At 31.8% G+C, this 19,708-nt stretch carries 18 protein-coding genes and 1 pseudogene; 1 reads left to right on the top strand and 18 read right to left on the bottom strand.

All coding sequences use genetic code 11. The annotated features are described in order from the left end of the window. Nucleotides 1-2 precede the first annotated feature (2 nt). From secF to tig, 18 genes and pseudogenes are all read right to left on the bottom strand, one after another. Entirely contained in the window at nucleotides 3-974 is a 972-nt protein-coding gene (gene secF, locus LW133_RS04050) for a protein translocase subunit SecF (protein WP_233076876.1), read from the bottom strand. Beyond that, nucleotides 974-2,554, bottom strand: coding sequence for a protein translocase subunit SecD (secD, locus tag LW133_RS04045; RefSeq protein WP_233076868.1), 1,581 nt, complete (start codon nucleotides 2,552-2,554; stop codon nucleotides 974-976). The genes secF and secD overlap by 1 nt, the downstream gene beginning before the upstream one ends. A 14-nt stretch (nucleotides 2,555-2,568) precedes the next feature. Beyond that, nucleotides 2,569-2,838, bottom strand: a pseudogene (gene yajC, locus LW133_RS04040) (preprotein translocase subunit YajC); the annotation flags it as partial. A 44-nt stretch (nucleotides 2,839-2,882) separates the two neighbouring features. Then, the gene (gene nhaA, locus LW133_RS04035) at nucleotides 2,883-4,172 is read right to left on the bottom strand and encodes a sodium/proton antiporter NhaA (RefSeq protein WP_233076866.1); all 1,290 of its coding nucleotides are present in this window, start codon (nucleotides 4,170-4,172) and stop codon (nucleotides 2,883-2,885) included. Continuing rightward, a complete protein-coding gene (nhaA, locus tag LW133_RS04030) occupies nucleotides 4,150-5,625 on the bottom strand; it encodes a Na+/H+ antiporter NhaA (protein WP_233076864.1) in 1,476 nt (491 codons plus the stop codon). The genes nhaA (LW133_RS04035) and nhaA (LW133_RS04030) overlap by 23 nt, the downstream gene beginning before the upstream one ends. Nucleotides 5,626-5,682: 57 nt before the next feature. Further along, nucleotides 5,683-6,246, bottom strand: coding sequence for an elongation factor P (gene efp, locus LW133_RS04025; protein ID WP_233076862.1), 564 nt, complete (start codon nucleotides 6,244-6,246; stop codon nucleotides 5,683-5,685). A gap of 13 nt (nucleotides 6,247-6,259) precedes the next feature. Next, a complete protein-coding gene (locus tag LW133_RS04020) occupies nucleotides 6,260-7,183 on the bottom strand; it encodes a class II fructose-bisphosphate aldolase (RefSeq protein ID WP_233076853.1) in 924 nt (307 codons plus the stop codon). Between the two features lie 11 nt (nucleotides 7,184-7,194). After that, nucleotides 7,195-8,064: a peptidylprolyl isomerase gene (locus tag LW133_RS04015; protein WP_233076851.1), complete on the bottom strand. Its 870-nt coding sequence runs from the start codon at nucleotides 8,062-8,064 to the stop codon at nucleotides 7,195-7,197. A gap of 57 nt (nucleotides 8,065-8,121) precedes the next feature. Next, nucleotides 8,122-8,493, bottom strand: coding sequence for a fluoride efflux transporter CrcB (gene crcB, locus LW133_RS04010; RefSeq protein WP_233076849.1), 372 nt, complete (start codon nucleotides 8,491-8,493; stop codon nucleotides 8,122-8,124). A 12-nt stretch (nucleotides 8,494-8,505) separates the two neighbouring features. Beyond that, on the bottom strand, nucleotides 8,506-9,183 hold the full coding sequence (locus LW133_RS04005; protein WP_233076843.1) for a uroporphyrinogen-III synthase: 678 nt from the start codon (nucleotides 9,181-9,183) through the stop codon (nucleotides 8,506-8,508). Continuing rightward, a complete protein-coding gene (locus tag LW133_RS04000; RefSeq protein ID WP_233076841.1) occupies nucleotides 9,176-9,958 on the bottom strand; it encodes an undecaprenyl-diphosphate phosphatase in 783 nt (260 codons plus the stop codon). The genes LW133_RS04005 and LW133_RS04000 overlap by 8 nt, the downstream gene beginning before the upstream one ends. A 180-nt stretch (nucleotides 9,959-10,138) precedes the next feature. After that, nucleotides 10,139-11,104, bottom strand: a complete 966-nt coding sequence (locus LW133_RS03995; RefSeq protein WP_233076839.1) for a catalase family peroxidase — start codon at nucleotides 11,102-11,104, stop codon at nucleotides 10,139-10,141. A gap of 60 nt (nucleotides 11,105-11,164) precedes the next feature. Beyond that, nucleotides 11,165-13,183 carry a heavy metal translocating P-type ATPase gene (locus tag LW133_RS03990; RefSeq protein WP_233076830.1) on the bottom strand — a complete coding sequence of 673 codons (2,019 nt, stop codon included), beginning with the start codon at nucleotides 13,181-13,183 and terminating at the stop codon, nucleotides 11,165-11,167. A gap of 41 nt (nucleotides 13,184-13,224) precedes the next feature. After that, a complete protein-coding gene (locus LW133_RS03985; protein WP_233076828.1) occupies nucleotides 13,225-14,736 on the bottom strand; it encodes a YifB family Mg chelatase-like AAA ATPase in 1,512 nt (503 codons plus the stop codon). 9 nt (nucleotides 14,737-14,745) lie between these two features. After that, nucleotides 14,746-15,261: a peptide deformylase gene (gene def, locus LW133_RS03980; protein ID WP_233076825.1), complete on the bottom strand. Its 516-nt coding sequence runs from the start codon at nucleotides 15,259-15,261 to the stop codon at nucleotides 14,746-14,748. A 6-nt stretch (nucleotides 15,262-15,267) separates the two neighbouring features. Then, nucleotides 15,268-16,341 carry a diguanylate cyclase gene (locus tag LW133_RS03975; protein ID WP_233076823.1) on the bottom strand — a complete coding sequence of 358 codons (1,074 nt, stop codon included), beginning with the start codon at nucleotides 16,339-16,341 and terminating at the stop codon, nucleotides 15,268-15,270. A 13-nt stretch (nucleotides 16,342-16,354) separates the two neighbouring features. Further along, nucleotides 16,355-16,942: an ATP-dependent Clp endopeptidase proteolytic subunit ClpP gene (clpP, locus tag LW133_RS03970; protein ID WP_233036540.1), complete on the bottom strand. Its 588-nt coding sequence runs from the start codon at nucleotides 16,940-16,942 to the stop codon at nucleotides 16,355-16,357. After that, complete coding sequence (tig, locus tag LW133_RS03965) at nucleotides 16,942-18,312, bottom strand: trigger factor (RefSeq protein WP_233076809.1); 1,371 nt, start codon at nucleotides 18,310-18,312, stop codon at nucleotides 16,942-16,944. Before tig ends, clpP begins: the two co-directional genes overlap by 1 nt. Nucleotides 18,313-18,397: 85 nt before the next feature. On the opposite strand from tig, the gene fliI reads away from it, so the two are divergent. After that, nucleotides 18,398-19,705 (top strand): flagellar protein export ATPase FliI, encoded by a 1,308-nt coding sequence (fliI, locus tag LW133_RS03960; protein WP_233076806.1) that lies wholly within the window; start codon nucleotides 18,398-18,400, stop codon nucleotides 19,703-19,705. The last annotated feature ends 3 nt before the right edge of the window (nucleotides 19,706-19,708 follow it).

Genomic DNA, 19,708 nt, shown 5'->3' with positions numbered 1-19,708 from the left:
CCTTATACTCTTCCATTTTCATACATCTCTCTTAAACGCTTCTTTTCTTCTCTTTTTTTAGCCTTTTTCATTTCTTTTTCATGATATTCTTGAATATTAAAACCAAATAAAATTGCAAGTTTTGGGGCTACAAACATAGAGCTATAAGTTCCAAACACTACACCTATTAACATTGGCAAAGAAAAACCTATAATATTTTCTCCTCCAAAAAGATAAAGTGTAAGAACCACAAAAAATACCGTTAAAGAAGTTAATAAAGTTCTTGATAAGGTATGTGAAATAGCCTCATTGATCACTTCTATAATATCATTACTCTTATTGCTCAACATTTTTTCTCGAATTCTATCAAAAATAATAATTGTGTCATTAATTGAATAACCTATCAGGGTTAATAGTGCTGCAACCACTTCTAGGTTTAAATCAATATTAAAAATAATCACAAAAGCAGCAGTAATGATTACATCATGCACTAACGCTACAATACTAGCTAATGCAAAACGCCATTCATACCTAAAACTCACATAAAGCATCATAGCAAGTGTTGCTAAAACTAAAGATAAAATCCCTTTTTGCTTTAACTCGTTTCCAACCTTTGGCCCCACGCTATCTAGTTTTCTAATCTCAAATTTTCCTGTATCTTTTAATAAATCCCCTAAAACAACATTAAGATTTTTTCCACTTAAAAGATTGTTATAAGGTATTTTAATCTGCACTTCTTGCTTCGCACCATACTCGCTAACCTGACTCCCCTTAAAACCTTCGGTAGTATCTAAAATCTCCCGAATCTCTATAATTGGTGCAGTTTCTTCATATCGAATTTGTGCGGAACTTCCTCCTGCAAAATCAATTCCTGGTGTAAAACCCTTGAAAAAAAATAAAGCAAAAGCACCAAGAGTTAAAAAAACTGAGACAATGAGACCATATTTCGAATAGGCCACAAAATCAAAAATTTTGACTTTTTTAAAAATTTCCATTAATCTTTCCTTATACCAAACCAAAAATTTAAAGATTTTGTATTAGCAATTTTTGGCAGTATTGCTTGATAAAACCCATAGGTGCCAATAATAGCAGTAATAATAGATGCGATAATCCCAATCCCTGTAGTAATAGCAAAACCTTTTATTGCACCTGTCCCATAAGCATAAAGCAGGACTGATGCAATCAAAGAAGTAATGTTGGAATCAAAAATTGCACGCGATGCATTTGCATAACCTAGCTGGATAGCTCGCATAACATTTTCTCCTGCACGCAATGCTTCTCTAAGACGCTCATTGATAATAATATTTGCATCTACTGCAACACCTACAGTCAAAACAATTCCAGCCATTCCTGGCAGTGTCAAAGTAGCGCCAAAAATAGACATAATGGCAATAATTAAAAATAAATTTACAACTAATGCAAAAGTGGCAATTACCCCTGCCATTGAATAATATACAATCATAAAGCCTACAACAAGAACAAAACCACTAATTAAAGCAATCGCAGATGCCCTAATACTATCTTGTCCAAGACTAGGTCCCACGCTACGCTTTTCGATAACCTCCAAAGGAGCTGGTAACGCCCCACTTCTTAGAGTAATTGCCAAATCGCTTGCCTGTTCAACACTAAATCCTCCACTAATTTGTCCACTACCTCCACCAATACGCTGTCTAATCACAGGTGCAGAATACACCTTCCCATCTAAGACAATAGCCATACGCTTACCGATATTAGCCCCAGAAAAATCTCCAAAAATCTTTGCTCCTTGAGAATCTAAGCTAAAACTCACAACAGGCTGATGATTTTCATCATAAGCTACACGCGCATCTGTTAATTTATCACCATCTAGAATGGGAATTGCTTTTAATAAAATCTTGCCGAAATCTTGACCATCATCTCCAACAAAAGGTAAAATTACATCACCATATTTTTGTGCCTCAAGTGCACTCATAGTATGCACTCTTGCATTATGCTCCTCATCAACAGCCATCATCTGTAGATGTGCAGATTTTGCAATCAAATCCCTTGCCCTATTTTCTTCTTCTGCAGTCTTAATACCAGGAAGTTCTACTAAAATATTACTTTTTCCTTGTTGTGTAACACTTGGTTCTGAAAGTCCAAATTGATCCAAACGATTTCTGATCGTAGAAATTGCTTGAGAAACTGCATTTTTTTCAATTTCTCCAATTTCTTTTTCATCAAAAACAATATTGTAAGAATCTTCTTGTTTTTGCGTGATAATTCCATTAATTTTTGATAAAACCATATCGATAGTTTTTGCATCCTCAGAATCAATAATATCAAACACAACGCCATCTTCTTTTGCACGCAATCTATCCAAAATTACTTGTTTTTGCTTTGCTTCAAAACCAATAGAAGAAGCCAAAGAAGCATATTTTGCTTTAATAGCTTCCTCTGTTTTTACCTCCAAAAGAAGATTTAGTCCACCTTGCAAATCTAATCCTAAGCTAATTCTTGGTCCTTGTGTTTGAAATAATGAAGGAATAGAAAAAGCTATACCAAACAAAGCGGCACATAAAAATACAATTAATCTAAAATTAAAAACTTGCTTCATATTAATCTTTATTACTCTTCAATTTTATAAGCAATATATTCTTTTGTAACTTTTGCTGTAGTTTCCTCATTAATTTTTACACTGATAAACCCCTCTTCTGATTTAACTACCTCGCATATAAAACCACCAGTTGTAACAATTTTATCACCCTTTTTAAGATTCTCAATCATTTCTTTATGTTTTTTTTGTTGCACTCTTTGAGGTCTGATAATAAAAAAATAAAAAATCAAAATCAAAACGATAAAAGGTAGAAGTGAAGATAGAATTTGTTGCATATTTTCCATAATTAAAAGCTCCTTAAAAAATGATTTGTAATTCTAGCAAGTTTTTACTTATTTTTTATTTTATTAAACAAAAACAATAGGCAAGAACCTGTGATGGCAGATAAAAAAGATGCAAGCAAAATTGCAATTTTTGCCAATTCTATAGCCTCTAAATTTTCAAAAGCAAGATTAGATACAAAAATCGACATTGTAAAACCAATACCTGCCAAAACCCCTGCACTAAAAATATGAAACCAAGCAACATCTTGTGGTTTTTTAATAATTCCAAGTTTTTCAAAAACAAAAGTTACTACAAAAATACCTACGGGTTTTCCTATAAACAATCCTAGTAAAACCCCAAAAAAGATATGGTCAATTGTAAAATCAATATTACCACTAATATTTACTCCTGCATTTGCAAAAGCAAAAAGTGGCATAATAAAATATGCACTCCATGGATGCAAAATATGCTCTAATCTCTCTAAAGGACTTTGTGTCGCTATAGATCTTTTATAAAGGGTTTTTACAATCTTTGTTTCATTTTTTAAATCAGTTTTATTATAGATTTTATCTAGCGTTTCCTTAAAAAAATTTACAAAAGCAGCTCTTTTTTCTTTTGGCTGTAAAGGAACACAAAAAGCCAATAATACAGCCGCAATTGTAGCATGAATCCCACTATGATGCACAACTACCCAAAGAAAAACTCCTAAAATTAAATAAGGAATAAGATTTTTAATACCCATTTTATTAAGAAAAATTAATAAGGCAATAATTCCTACTGCAATCAATAAATAATTCCAATAAATTTGTGAAGTATAAAATACTGCAATAACAATAATCGCTCCCAAATCATCAACAACTGCCAAAGTTACCAAAAAGACTTTTAATGCAAAAGGCACACGTTTGCCAAGCATTAAAATCACTCCAAGAGCAAAGGCAATATCTGTTGCCATAGGTATTCCAAAACCAAATACTGAATCTGTCCCTGCATTAAAGGTAAAATATATCAAACCAGGGACAACCATTCCTCCAATTGCAGCAATAACAGGAAATGCTGCTTTTTGAATCCCAGAAAGTTCCCCTAACAAAAACTCTCGTTTAATTTCTAAACCTACCATTAAAAAGAAAAATGACATTAAAACATCATTAATCCATTCATGAATACTAAAGCCAAAAAATTTATCTCCAAAGCCAAAACCAAATTCTTTTTCCCATAGCTCAAAATACCAATCAGATAAATTAGAATTAGCTACAATTAATGCTAAAACCATACTGACAAATAAACACACGCCTCCAAAAGTTTCACTTTTTAAAAAACGTAAAAATAATTTTTCAAGAAATATTTTTTGCCCCATTATTTTCCTTTATTTTTGTGCTAAAAAACAATGCTACAACACCAAAAATTATTGCCAAAGCAGATGCAATTAAAACAGAAAGTTTGGATATGTTTATCATCTCTTGTTCAGTATAAGCAAGTCCAGAAACAAACATAGACATAGTAAAACCAATTCCTGCTAAAAAACCTACTGCCAAAACATGAGGATATCTTAACCCTCTAGGACGAATAGAAATTTTTAAACGCTCGCTAAAATAGGCAAAGATTAAGATTCCTAGTGGCTTTCCTAAAACTAAGCCAAAAATTGTTCCCCACATAATACCACTATTCAAAAAATCAATGCCTTGATCAATTAAAACCCCACCATTTGCAAAAGCAAAAAGAGGAACAATAAAATATGCACAAATAGGTTGCAATGCATGCTCAGTTCTTAAAAGTGGATTTTGCGCCGCATAAGAATAACGCCCAATGCTATCAAGAATATAAATATATTTACTTTCTCGATACATGTCAATTTTTTTTTCTGTACTAGGGTGAATAAAATTTTTAACTCCATCACTTAGTTTCTTAAAAAATCCTCTTTTTTGCGTGTATATATCTTTCATTTGTTGAATTTCATCAAAATCAAGTTTTTGCCATTCTTTCAGCATTTTTTCAAAATAAACAGAAGATACTTTAGTTTTTCCTGGTATACAAAATGCCAAAATTACTGCAGCAACTGTAGGGTGAATACCACTTTTATAAACAGTAATCCACAAGAAGATTCCAAAAACAAAATACAAGAAAATAAATTTTGTATCTTTATAATTAAGATAAATCAATGCCATAATAATAATACAGGACAACATCATCCATAATATTTGTAAATCTTCTGTATAAAAAATAGCAATAACCGTCACTGCACCCAAATCATCCGCAACAGCCAAAGTTACTAAAAAAATTTTTATCACAGAAGGAATTCTTTTACCCATCAACAAAATTACACCCAAAGCAAATGCAGTATCTGTGCTCATTGCTACGCCAAATCCCTTAGATGCATCTGTATTATAATTAAAAAGAATATAAACGATAATTGGGATAATAATTCCACCCAATGCAGCAAAAATAGAAAAACTTACTTTTTTGAATCCTGCCAAATCTCCATATAATACCTCGCGCTTCATCTCAAGCCCGACCATAAGAAAGAATAAGGACATTAAAACATCATTAATGAAATGTAAAATACTCATGGAATAATTTACTTCATTAACACAAAAACCTATTTTTGTTTCCCAAAATTTGAAGTAACTATCAGAAAGAGAAGAGGTATTAGCAATAACCATTGCAACAACGACACAGAAAAATAACAAAATTCCCCCAAAAGATTCGTGTCCAATAAAACTGTACAAAACCCTTTGGAGTCTATCTCTAATATATAAAGATCCCTTTTTTCCAACTGTGTCAGGAACAACAATCTCAACAATATCTTTCATTATTTATTATCCTAATTAAAATCTGTTAGGTTTTTACCTCCCCTATACTAGGAGAGATTATTTTACTTTTTCTACATATTCCTCCGTTTCAGTATTTACGCGAATTACCTCACCTTCTAAAACATGAAAGGGTATTTGTACTACAGCACCGGTTTCTAAGGTTGCAGGTTTTTTACTACCACTTGAAGTATCTCCCTTGAAGTTTGGTGCTGTTTCAATAATTTTTAATTCTACAATTTGTGGTACATCCACTGAAATCGCCTTACCATTATGAAATAAAATCTGCACATTGATTCCATCCAACATCCACTTTGCAACATCACCCACTTGTTCATCACTTAATGCAATTTGCTCATAAGTATCAGTATCCATAAACTGAAACATATCACCATCATGATAAAGATACTGCATGGTTTTTTCAACCAAATTTGGCTCTTCACACTTATCTCCTGCATGAAAAGTTTTTTCAATTACTCTACCATCAAGAAAAGATTTGATTCTCGCGCGCACAAAAGCAGCACCCTTTCCAGGCTTTACATGTTGGTATTCCACAATCCTATAAGGAACTCCATCAATTTCAATCTTTAAACCTTTTTTTAACTCACTCATCCCAATTGCCATTTTATCATCCTCCTTAAATTTTATTGGCTGAACCTAAAATTTGCATACGCTCTATTATTACTTTTTTCATAGCCTCCATTCCTGGTGTAAAGAATTTCCGCAAATCAAATTGTGTTGGATCGTCATTTGCTACTTTTCTTACAGCTGCCATAAAAGCAATACGCAAATCCGTATCTGTATTTACTTTATTAATACCACCTTTTATAGATTCTTGTAAAAATTCAAAAGGAACTCCTCTGCTTCCCTTCAAATCTCCACCAGTTTGCAAAAATGCCTCTCTCACATAATCAGGTATAGCACTTGCACCATGCAAAACAAGAGGAATATTAGTCAATTTTTTAACTTCTTGCAATCTTTTAAAATCAAGTTTTGGTTCACCCTTAAATTTAAATGCTCCATGACTTGTGCCAATTGCGGGTGCAAGATAATCTACCTTTGTCTCCTTGACAAAAATTTCTGCTTCTTGTGGATTTACCAAGACTGCATCTTTCTCATCCACAGAAATATTATCCTCAATCCCCATAAGTCTCCCTAATTCTGCTTCAACACTCACACCATGCGTATGAGCAAAATCTACCACTTGCTTAGTTAAAGATAAATTCTCCTCAAAACAATGATGAGATGCATCAATCATCACAGAAGTAAAACCAGCTTCAATAGCATTTTTACAACTCTCAAAAGTTGTACCGTGATCCAAATGTAAAGCAACAGGAATATGAGGATATCTTTTTTCCATTGTTTTAACCATCCCCACAACCATATCAATCCCCATATACTTGATAGCACCCTCACTTGCTTGTACAATAATAGGAGATTTTGCTTGATGCGCAGCTTCAAAAATACTTTGAAGCATTTCAAAATTAACAAAGTTAAAAGCACCTACACCATAAAATTCTTTATGGGCTTTATGTAAAATTTCATTACCTTGAACTAGCATTTTTTCCCTTATTAATTAATTGTAATCTTAGCATTATTTCTTAGTTCTTGAATTTTCTTCTGTGCTAACTCTTGAAAATTTCTCTCTTTGAACATATTTTCAATTTCAGCCTTTGCATCTGCAAAAGAAATTTTTTTAGATTCACCTTTTTTAATCAAATAAATTACATGATAGCCATAATCTGTTTTTACAGGTGTTTTAGTATATGTTCCTGGTGCAAGAGCAAAAACGGCATCTCCAAACTCTGGTACCATTTGATTTCTCTGAAAGGCGCCTAAATCTCCACCATTTTGAGCCTTTTGACCACCTGGATCAATAGTATTTTTATTTGCAAGTTCAGAAAATCTCTGCTCAATTTTTGACTTTGGTGCCTTATTAAGGTCAGTAATAATTTTTTCTGCTTCTTCTTTAGTTTTTACTAAAATATGTCTTGCCTGCCCCTCTTGTTGAATAAATCTTGCGGGATTCTCATCATAAAATTTTTTTAAATCACTTTCTGGAATTGCAATCTTTTTTGCTTCCTCTGCTATACTATGTTGCCAAGCATTAATAAGCAATTGTTGTTTTATATTTTCTAAAGCTTCTTTAAAATCTTTTGTATTCTCAAGCTTTGCTTTTTTGGCAGCATTTTGTATTAAAATTTCATTAATCTTTTGATTAATTAATCCACTTTTTTGCTCGGCTGTTAATTTATTGAAATCAAAATTTGGTGCCTGTTGTTTTAAAATATCAAAATCCTTTTCTGTAATCACTTGACCATCTACATTTGCCAAATCTTTTGCATACGATACGCCTGCCATTAACATACCTGCTGCTATTACACTAATTACTTTATTGTGAAACATAATTTTAACTCCATCTTGAAAATTTTTCTTTTTCATTCAAATGAAAATAAACGCCCTATTTTACAATGAAAATTTAAATCAAATAAGCCAATGTCAATTATTCAATAATTTTTTAATCAAAACAAAGCCACACCATAAAAAAAATATGACAAAAAAATTCGTTGCTAATAAATAAAAAAAAGCTTTTTGATAATCCAATGTTTTTAAAAAAATAAATAACTCGAGTCCAAAAGAAGAAAAGGTAGTAAACCCCCCTAAAAACCCTACCATAAAAAACAACTTCCAATGCAAATACCATCCTTTTTGCACAAAAATATAAAATGCCATCCCCATCAAAAATGCTCCTAAAATATTTACCAAAAAAGTTGCATAAGGAAAAAAAGTATATTTCTGCAAAAACAAAGAAATAAGATAACGTATTAAACTTCCTAAACCACCGCCACAAAAAACCAAAAAAAATGCCATTATATTCATTAACTACACCAAGCGTTGAGCAACTTCTTTTGCAAATTCTATACACCCCTCAATATTTTGCTTTGGACTAACAAATGCTTTAATTTCCGCATCAAAAACACTAAAAGTTGTCAAACCTATAGCTATAGCAATATAGCTATCATCCCAAGCAAACTGCTGTACAAAAGAAGTATAATGGCTAGGTGCGGTAAAAATTAAAATAGACTTTGGTGAAGGTTTTTCAAGGTTTGTTATATTACTTTTTTTATTTTCATATGCAATAATTTGCTTTACATAAATCTTTGCATGAGATAAAATCTCATCCAAACCTGAAACAATTTTCTTTGCCCTAAAATACAAAACCTTTTTATGTTGCAATAAAGGTATAAGTTCACTAGCAAACCCAATACCATGAGAATCTTTACCAATATACTCTACATTAAATTGATACTTTTCCAAAACTCTCGCACTACTTTCTCCAATCACATATGCAGGAATTATCTTGAGATATTCAAATTGAGGATATTTTTCAATAGCTTTTTGTAATGATTTAATTGCATGTTTAGAAGTAAAAACTAGCGCAGTATAATCTTTTCTTAATTCTTTCAAGGAATCATACATATCCCGATACTCAATTTCATTAAGTATGAGTGTTTGCACCCCATCATAAGGCTTTGAATTTACTAAAATAATGTCACGCATGAACTTGCCAAAAATAAAATAAAAAAATTATACCAATCAAGATTCTATAATATCCAAAAGATATATAACTAAACCTGCTGACAAATCTTAAAAATAATTTAATACTCAATAACGCTGAAATAAAAGCTACTATACCACCTACAAAAAGGATTGCTAAATTTTGAGAATCTAAAATATTTAAATTTTTATAAATATCATAACCCGTAGCTGCAAACATTGTAGGGATAGCAAGCATAAAAGAAAATTCTGCTGCCAAAGTACGAGAAAACCCCATTAATAATCCAGCTATAATAGTTGCTCCACTTCTAGAGGTTCCTGGTATCATCGCAAAACACTGACAAAGTCCAATAACAAAAGCTTCTTTATAAGTAATTTTTGCAATATCATCTTTTTTTATTTTTTGACTTTTTTGCTGTTTATACTCCACTAATAAAAAAATAATTCCTCCAATAATAAGCATCACTGCCACAGTTTGAGATGTAAAAAATTCTCTAATATACTTATAGGCTAAAAACCCAATCAACCCTGTTGGCACGAATCCGACACAAAGTTTTAACCAAATATCCAAACCCCTAAAAAGTTTATGGTAAAGCACAAATAAAACTGCTAAAATCGACCCCAATTGTATGGAAATTTCAAAAGTTTTTACAAAATCACTATCTTGCTCAACTCCCAAAAAATGCCCTGCTAAAATCATATGTCCTGTAGAAGAAATTGGCAAAAACTCTGTCAATCCTTCTACAATCCCTAAAACTATTGCTTGAAAAAAATCCATACAAAAACCCCATACATATACATATTTTTATCAAATTATATCTTTTTAAAATATTTTTAAATACCAAATAATTTTTGTAAATTTATAAAAATAAATTAGTGTAAAAAATAATTTAAAATAAATTTTTAATTTTGGATAATAATATAGAAGAGTTAGTGGCAAAAAGCCACTAACTTAAAATTATTGCCTGCGTCCAAAAGTTACACCATAAGTTTCATTCCTAATTTGAAATAAAGGATCAACTGGTGCACCTACTCCTTGTGGAATATCTGAAGGGAAGAAAACTTCTTGATTACATTCCATGCCTTCATATTTATTGACATTCAATACACCTACCAACACTTCTTCATGCTTTCCACTCCAAATTGCAGTAGTATCATTAGTTGCATCTTGAGGATTTGCCAAAACAAGATACATTTTGTAATTTATAGATTTATTTTTGATTTGTTTATTAAACTCTTGAAGTAAATAGTCTTTACTTTTAGTTTTTTTATCATTTTCACTTAAATATTTTACACCATCTTCAGGCACAAACTTCCATCTTGCCGCAATCATTTTACCACTTTTTGCATCTTTAAAATAAAAAGTATGAACACTATAATAAGGCGTATTTGCTACACTTGCAGTAAATCCAACATTTTTCATGTATTCATCAAATTTTCTAAAAGATTCTACCTCGCTAGTAAGCTTAGCGATCTTAGCTTGATCTACTTTTCCATCTACTGGAATCTTCATAGAAAAAAATTGAAAAAATTCTTCAGGGGTTCTTGCGAAGTTGATTTCAGAATTTAGCATTACCATTGTCCAGGTCTCTTTATCACCCTCAAGTCTCAATGCCAAACCTCTTCCCTTGCTTCTATCATCCATTACTGCTCCACCCAAAGAAAATCTAGCCAATGTCTTAATTTTTTTTTGCTCCAACAAAGGAATATTAATTTTTTTGCTAATATCTTTACTTGGAATAAAAACACCCGAAGCACAAAAACCTTTTGTATGATTAATTTTCATTTTTGGATTCTTAGGATCTCCATTTAATCGATAAAATATATCTGCAATTGCATCAGAGGTTACTTCTTGAGCAACAACGCTTCCTCCAAACATAATTGTAATTGCAAAAATACATAAATAAATATTTTTCATTTTCATAAAAACTCCTTATATTCTCTGCCTTTAAAGCAAAAAAATTTTATTATGTTTACATAAATATTAAATCCTAAAAATTCTCCACGCATTTAATAATGCTAATAAACTTACCCCAACATCTCCAAAAATTGCCTCCCAAATCTCTGCCATCCCAAAGATTCCACACAATACTAAAAGAATCTTAATTCCAAAAATCATACCAATATTTTGCCACAAAATCTTACGCATCTTTTTAGTAATTAAAAAAATCTTTACCACTCCCATCAAATCGTCTCTAAGCAATAAAATATCCGCATTTTGTTTATTGATATCATTTCCTCCAACTCCCATACTCACCCCAACATCTGCCACGCCAATTGCAGGTGCATCATTTAACCCATCTCCCACAAAAAGCACTCGTTTTTCTTTTTGATATTCTTTAATGATTTCATACTTATCTTGTGGTAAAGTCTGTGAAAAAGTCTTACAAGAAAGTGTCTTTGTAATAGATTCTACATTTTTGGCATTGTCTCCACTAATTACGACTACTTCCTGAGACAAATCTTTGAGATTTTTTACCACCTCTTGTGCTTCATCTCTCAAACTATCGTGTAACAAAATATATCCCTGATACTTTTTATTTTTTGCTATATGCACTACCAAACCCACGCGATCAACTTCCTCACAAAATACATTATTTTCTTGCATCAATAATGCATTTCCTGCCAAAATTTCTTCATTTTCACCACAAACCACAACCCCTCTACCCAAAACTTCCTTATAACTTTTAATTTCAAAATTCTTTTTTGGTGGAGCAAAACTTTTAGCAATCAAATGTGTGGATCTCTGCATGGCTAAATTTGCCAAATCAAGTAACTCTTCTTGTTTTATAGCAGGCTGTGGCTTAATTTCTTGAATACTTAATTGACCAGTTGTAAGCGTCCCTGTCTTATCAAAAATCACCATCTGTATGCGCAAAATTTTTTCAAAAATCCGTGCATCTTTAATTAAAATCCCTTCTTTACTTGCCCGACCAATAGCAATAAAATACCCCAAAGGAATTGCCAATACTAAAGCACAAGGACAACTCACCATTAAAACTACCAAGGCACGATAAAACCACTCTTTAAAATCCCCATATCCTAATAAATACGGAATCAAACATACCGCTATTGCAAAAATAAAAACCACCGGTGTATAATATTGTGAAAATTGCGTGATAAAATGTTGCACTCTTGTTTTTTGCATAATGGCATTTTCCAAAAGATCTTGCATTTTTGTCATAAAACTCTTATCATAAGTATGCGTTACACGAATTTTTAAAGAAGTCTCTAATACAAAACTTCCACTCAAAACTTCATCTCCTACTCTACATAAAACAGGAATACTCTCACCATTTATAGCCTGAGTATCAATATAGCCTTCACCTTCAACAATCACCCCATCCAAAGGAATCTGACTTCCTGCACCAACAACTATTATCTCCCCAACACTGACTGCAGAAATTTCTTTCTTTATAATTTTATTTTGCAAATCTAATACTTCAATATTTTTTGATAAAACTCGTGTTAAAATCTTTAAAGAATCTTTAGATTTAAAAACCGCAAAATTTTGCAAATGTTCTCCCAAGGCATAAAAAACAATTATTGCTGTAGCTTCAATATATGCATCTAAAAAACATGCTGCAATACTTGAGCTTAGCATTAAAACATTTTCATCAAAAAATATTCGTGCTTTAATATTCCCTATCGCACTTAACAAAATATTTTTAATCGCGACAAAATATGCCAATGCTAAAAAAATATAACCAAGAATCTTGAAGTCAAAAAATAAAAAAGCAAGTGCAACAAAAAAACTGATCAAAATACAAAAAATCTTATAATGCGATATTTTCTCCTCACCTAGCTCTTCTGTAATCTCTACTTTTGGCTCAAGTTCTACAATCTTTTGTAGTGCTTCTTTTATATTATCACTTTCAATTGTTAAAACATTAACGGGAAAATTAAGTGTAGCAGATTTTGTGCTTTGCAATTCATTTAGTGCATCTAAAATTTTCTCTGCACAATTTGCACAATCAAGATTTTTTAAATAAAATTTTTTCAACTTTATCCTTACAAAGAGATGAAAAATTATACAAAAAACTTTTAAATTCTTCTATAACTTAAGGCTTCTAAAACATGTCTCTTTTCTATGTGTTCCTTTTCCTCTAAATCCGCAATTGTGCGTGCAACTTTTTTTATTTTATTAACACTTCGCATTGATAATCCAAAACGATCTTGAGCTTGCAAAAGTATTTGTTGCGTCTGCTCATCTAGCACACAAAATTTTTCAATTTCTTCATCTGACATTTTTCCATTAAAATTTTCTTGCTTTCTATTTTTTTGCATCACAAATGCCCTAAATACAGATTTTTGCATCTCTAAAGAACTTATAGTTGCTTCCTCTCCCCTATATTCTTCTTCCATTTGCACAAACAAATCAATCCTATCTAAAAAAGGTTCACTTAAACGATTTTTATATTTTGCAATTTCTCTATCACTACAACGACACTCATTTTTAGTACTTAGCAAATTCCCACAAGGACAAGGATTTTGTGCACCAATAAATAAAAATGAAGTAGGATAAGTCACCTTAGAATTTACTCGCGATAACGCCAAAATATTATTCTCTAAAGGTTCTCTTAATGCCTCCAAAACTTCTTTAGAAAAATGTGGCAACTCATCAAAAAACAATACCCCTAAATGTGCCAATGCAATTTCTCCTGGGCGTGGCTCTTTATTTGCTGCAGATCCGATAATGCTTGCCTTTGAGGCACTTTGATGAGGGGATTTAAAATTCCTTTGTGGCACCAATTTAATTTCTTCTTGATTCCAACTATTTATTTTTGCATTGTGTAAAATATCATACAAAGTCAAAGGTGGTAAAATATATTGCACACGCTTTGCAATCATACTTTTTCCACTTCCTGGATTTCCTTCCAAAACAATATTATGAAATCCACTTGCAGCAATCAAGGCTGCTCTTTTTGCGATTCTCTGACCCTTGACTTCCTTAAAATCTAAAGAAAATTTCTCTTGATAATAATATTTTTCTCCAACAATCTCCAAAAAAGGAAAATTCAGTTCTACTTGTTTGGAATCTGGTTTTTGATCTGCCCTTAAAAACTCCAATGCTTCTTGTAAATTTTCTGCATACATGCAATGCAAATTTGGCATAAGTGAAAAATATTTTTCACTTTCTTTTGGCAAAATCATACAAATATCTTTTTCTTGCAATAAAATATCCAGCACAATTCCAAATAGACTATTACTATGTTTTAATGCACCATCTAAACCCAATTCACCAAATGCAAACCATCGATGCTTAAGCTCTTCTTTTTCTTTATACATACCCACCAACAATGCAATCGGCAAATCAAAATGACTTCCATATTTGGGTAAATCCGATGGAGATAGATTAATGATAATTTTTAATGGAGGAAAGGCAAAACCGCAAGAGAGAAGTGCTGAATGTACTCGTTGTTTAGATTCTTGAATTGCATTACTTGCCAAACCAGAAATAACAAAAGCTGGCAATGCTCTATTGAAAGAAACTTCAACCTCTACTATACTTGCATGTAGTCCAAATTTAGTCGCACAATAAATTTTTTGTACCATTGCTTAAGACTAACTTGTTTTTGCTTTTTTTAGCTCTTTCTCAAATTTTTTTCTTTTGAGAATTGAAAGCTTATCTATAAATAAAATTCCTTCTAAATGATCCATTTCATGCTGAAATGCCACTGCCAAAAACCCTTCAGCCTTTAATACCTTCTCATTACCAAATCTATCTTGGTAGCCTAAAGATATATTTTTATATCGCTTAACTTTTTCATAAAAACCCGGGACAGATAAACATCCCTCATCCCAATAAATCTCATCACTTTTGTGCAAAATCACAGGATTAATAATTTCATATAAATCTTCTTTATATTGCTTACCATCCTCCTCTCGAGGAATATTGACTAGCAAAACTCGCTGTAATACACCAACTTGCACTGCAGCAAGCCCTACGCCATCTCGCTGCATCATGGTTTCATACATATCATCTAGCAACATATGAAGTTCAGAATCAAATTTTTCAACCTTACTAGACTTTTTTCTTAAAATATCATTAGGATAAGACAAAACTTCCAAAATAGCCATTTTATCTTACTCTATTTCATCTTGAGGATAAATCTTGAACTCAACTTTTTCATCCAATGCCAAATTCAATGCTATTAAAGAAGATTGGACAATATTTTCTGTAGTTTTTTTAGGAGTAATTTTTGCAACACCAATGGCAAGTTCCAAAACAATATCTCTACCATCAGAAAAAATATTTGTAGATTTTGCTGTTTCTATCAATCTTTCTGCAGCTTTTTTTGCACTCTGTAAATCTGAGTTTTTTAATCCCATAGCAAAAATACCATTACCAAAATAAGCAAGAATATCACTTCGTCTTGAAGTTTTTAACAAAAGCTTAGCGATACTTTTTAACAAAATCAACATAATGGTTTTATTAGCCACATCATTCATGATATTTTTGGATAATGTTAAAGTTAGCATTGTGCTTTCATGATTAAACTCTTCAATTAATTCTTTTTCCTTATCAATCAGTGTTAAAAAATATCGCTTATTATAAACGCCAAATTGAGAATCATAAATTGTGTTTTCATTGATACTACTAATAATCTTTGTCGTATCCTGATAAATATTTTTTAGATTCTCAAGTTCTCCATCTATTTTGTCCTTAATAGAATATAAATCCTTTAGGAACAATTTAACCATATTGTTAAATACCAACTTATTATCAATATTTGCAATATCTTTTACATATTTTTCAGAAACATTTTGTGAAACCTGTAAGTTTTTATAAAGCAGTGCCACAAGTTCTAAAATTTGCTTAATATTTTTAAAGCCGTCTTTAACTGTTTTTTCAAAAAATGCAACTCTATCCTCATTGCTAGATTGTAAATCAATCAAAGCTTGTATCTTTTGACGCGATCCAACATCTTCTTTCTCCAATAAACGCTCAAAATACATTTGATAGTTCGCGGGTAATGGAGGTAAAGATTCTTTACTCATCTCTTTTGCCACATTCTCTGCAATCTTAGTCACCTTATCAATAATCTGATTTTCAAGCTCCTCGACAACATTATCCTCTCCGTCAATATTAATATTTGCACCAATATCTCCAAAATAAGGATTACTACTAAAATCTAATTTATCTTTATTTTTTGACATATTTTCTCTTTAATTACTTTAAGCTCTTTTCTAAAACTTGATCAATCATGCCATATTCTTTAGCTTCCAGAGCACTCATAAAAAAATCCCTCTCGGTATCTTGAGAAATTTTTTTAAGACTTTGTCCAGTATTAGATGCCATAATTTCATTTAAAATCTTTTTTAATCTTAAAATCTCATTGGCCTGTATTTCAATATCTGTAGCTTGACCTTGCGCACCACCTAAAGGTTGATGAATCATAATTCTTGAATTTGGTAAAGAATAACGCTTACCTTTTACTCCAGAACTCAATAAAAAAGCTCCGGCAGATGCAGCCTGTCCAATACATATTGTCGCAACATCAGGACGAATGTAATGCATAGTATCATAAATACTAAAAGCACTTGTAATTACTCCACCAGGAGAATTGATATATAAATAAATATCTTTTTCTGAATCTTCAGCTTCTAAAAACAATAACTGAGCGACGATAGATGATGCTACAGCATCATTAATTTCTCCACTCAAAAGAACAATTCTATCTTTGAGAAGTCGTGAATAAATATCATAACTTCTCTCACCCTTTCCTGTTTTTTCAATCACATAAGGAATGTAATTCATTACTCAACGTCCTTCTTTTTAGTAGTTTTTTTAGACTTTTGCACGGTTTCACTCTTGCTATCAGGTTTTTTTCCAGAATCAATTTTACTATCCAATAAATGATGCAATACTCTATCTTCAATCATAGCCATTTTAATTGCTGGAAAAAGATTATTATTTTTATAATATTCAATTACTTCTTCAGGATTTTTTCCCATCATCATGGCTTCATAGTATAATGTTTGAAATACCTCATTATCTTGGACAACAATTCCTTTTTGCTTGGCAAGGCTATCTACAATAAATGTTACACGTACACTCTTTTGTGCGTCATCTCTAAAACTTTCTCTTTTTTCTCTAGCCTTTTCTACACTCTCTTGAATCGCCTTTAATTCTTCAGCATTAAGTGTTCCTAAAGAGTTTCTAAATAAAAGATCCATTTCTTGTTCTACAATCAGATCAGGAAGGTCAAAAACAAGATTTTTCAAAAAATTTTCTACTAATTTTTCCTTCAACTCTTCATTATAAAGCCTAGTTTTTGCTTCAAATTGTAATTGTTTTTCTACTTCTGCCATAAAATCTTTCAAAGTCGCTTCAGGATTTTGAGGCATAAATTTCTTTGCCAAATCATCATTTAACTCTACTTTATCACGCACCTTAATTGTATGAAGCTTAATTTTAAATACCGCTTCTTTACCAGCTAGATGCTTTGCTTGATAATTTTCCGGAAAAGTTACCTTAATATCTTTTTCTTCACCAGCCTTCATTCCCAACATAGAATCTTCAAATCCTGGAATAAACTGCCCACTTCCAATCACAAGTTCAAAATTTTCTGCCTTACCACCTTCAAATGCTTTATTATCTACAAAGCCTTCAAAGTCAAATACAGCACTATCACCATTCTCAAGTTTTTTTGTCTTTGCTGCATTGATTAACGGAGCTTCACGCTTAGCAATATCTTCTGCTCTTGCATCAATATCTTTTTGTGTAATTTTTGGGAGTTTTACTTCAGGAATGCACTGTTCAATATTATCTAGATTGATTTCTGGTATCAAAGAAATCTTAATTTCCACATCAATATCGTCAGTATTTTCATTAAATTTTGTAATAATAGGATCACCAATTACTTGTTGTGCAGCAATATTTAATTCTTTTAACGCAGCCTGCAACATATCCTGTATCGCTTCACGCTGTGCATCTTGCTTGATATTATCCTGATAACGCGAACGTACCAAAGCCAATGGCACTTTACCTTTTCTAAAACCATCGATTTTGAGCGTTTTACTCAATCTTGTTGCAATTTTAACGATCTTATTTTCCAAATCCTTTAAAGCGATAGTACCACTAGCTATCACATTAGCACTATTTATCTTATTTGTCTTTAAATTCATGACATTCCTTCAGCAAAAATAAAGTATAATTTTGCAGATTCTAGCAAAAAAATTCTTTAATTCAACTAAAAAAGGTGGTGTAAAAATGTCTTTGCAAAAACTTAAAGCCAGATTAAATGATTCTTTACAACTTTCTCCAAAATTTGGTTTAATTACAAAAATTACCCCTACAATCATCTATGCAACAGGTCTAACACCATCTATAGGAGATATTATTCGAGCTTATAAGGACACAGGAGAATATTCTTTAGGTATGGTTACAATTTGTCAAAGCGATTCTTTTGGTTTTACACCCTTTTCTTTCATAGAAGGCTACAAAGCGGGAGATAAGGTTATTTTAGATAAAGAAGGATTAAACATTCCTGTTGGCGATGCACTTTTAGGAAGAGTGATTGACCCACTAGGAAACCCCATTGATGACAAAGGTTCCATTCATACAAATACCCTTGCTCCTGTAATTACTCAACCTATAAAAGCTATGAAAAGAGGGGTGATTAACGAAGTTTTTCCTGTAGGTATTAAGGTAATTGATGGGATTCTCACCTGTGGTAAAGGACAAAAATTAGGGATTTTTGCTGGATCTGGAGTGGGAAAATCTACATTAATGGGCATGATTGTCAAAGGTTCAAAGGCATCTATAAAAGTTATTGCTCTTATTGGAGAAAGAGGCAGAGAGGTGCCAGAGTTTATCCATAAAAACCTTAAAAATAATTTGGAAAATACAGTATTAATCGTGGCCACAAGCGATGATTCTGCTTTAATGCGTAAATATGGTGCATTTTCTGCAATGGCAATTGCAGAATATTTCAAAAATCAAGGTCATGATGTTTTATTTATTATGGATTCTGTAACACGCTTTGCAATGGCACAAAGAGAGATTGGATTAGCATTAGGCGAACCTCCGACAAGCAAAGGATACCCTCCTTCTGTATTAGCACTTTTACCACAACTTATGGAACGTGCAGGAAAAGAAGAAGGTAAGGGCTCTATTACTGCTTTTTTTACTGTTTTGGTAGAAGGCGATGATTTAAGTGATCCTATTGCAGATCAAAGTAGAAGTATTTTAGATGGACATATTGTTTTAAATCGTGAACTTACAGATTATGGTATTTATCCTCCAATCAATATTTTAAATTCTGCTTCTAGGGTAAGTAATGATATTATCACACCTGAACACAAAAATGCAATAAAAAAATTCCGACGATTATATGCGTTATTAAAAGAAAATGAAGTTTTAATTCGTATTGGTTCTTATCAGAAAGGCAACGATAACGAGCTTGATGAAGCAATAGAAAAAAAGACTTTTATGGAAAACTTTATCAAACAAGATGAAAGTCAAATGATGAATTTTGAAGAAATTACACAAGAACTCTATAAAATCCAAATACAATAAACC

The organism is Helicobacter anatolicus, assembly GCF_021300615.1.
Taxonomy (GTDB): domain Bacteria; phylum Campylobacterota; class Campylobacteria; order Campylobacterales; family Helicobacteraceae; genus Helicobacter_H; species Helicobacter_H anatolicus.
This window is presented reverse-complemented; position numbering and strand designations above follow the sequence as displayed.